Source organism: Vibrio sp. 1978, assembly GCF_033344345.1.
This window is the reverse complement of the sequence record NZ_JAWPOP010000296.1, coordinates 1-822: the sequence shown is the minus strand read 5'-3', so window position 1 is coordinate 822 and position 822 is coordinate 1. Positions and strand designations below refer to the sequence as shown.

Genomic DNA, 822 nt, shown 5'->3' with positions numbered 1-822 from the left:
GGTCGCGCCGGGACCATTCAGGGTGTCAATGGTGTAACCCAAACCCTCACCTATGACGCCAGAGGAAGACTTGTCAGCTCCACTGGGCCAGAAGGAACCACGGTCTACAACTATGATGCTGTGGGCCTCCTGAGTTCGCTGACCAAGCCAAATGGTGCAACCGTCAGCTATGAGTACGACGCTGCACATCGGCTGGTGGCGGAAACAGATGCACAGGGCAACCGGCGCGAGCTTGAGCTCAATGACCTCGGGAACCCAGTAGAAGAGCGACTGCTCGATGCGCTGGGCCAGACCCGTTGGATAGAGCGCCGGATCTTCAACGAAATCGGCTGGCTCTCCAGTGTCTCCGACGCCTATAGCAATCAGTCATCGTTTTCCTACGATGTCGTCGCAAACCTGATACAGGAGACCAGTCCCTCTGGTAACACACACTCCTACAAGTACGACGGCTTCCATCACCGGACACAAACGACCGATCCCCTCGGGAAGGTCACGCAGGTGCTCTACAAGGATACCGGCGATGTTTACCGTGTCTCCGACCCTCGTTCGCGCCTGACCTACTACAGCTACAACGGCTTTGGCGAAGTGACCCAGGTCCGGAGCCCGGACACCGGCACCACCGACATTACCTATGACGAAGCCGGTAACGTGGCAACGCGCAAAACGGCCAAGGGGCAAACCACAAGCTACAGCTATGACGCGCTGAACCGGATCATCGAAACCTCCAGCGATGTCGCTGGCGAATCGCCAATTCTGTACGGGTACGACGAAGCAACCTCACCATACGGCATAGGCCGCTTGACCTCAGTCGATGATGGCAAC

General features: G+C 57.5%; 1 pseudogene. It reads left to right on the top strand.

The annotated features are described in order from the left end of the window. Window positions 1-822, top strand: a pseudogene (locus R8N49_RS26205) (type IV secretion protein Rhs); the annotation flags it as partial.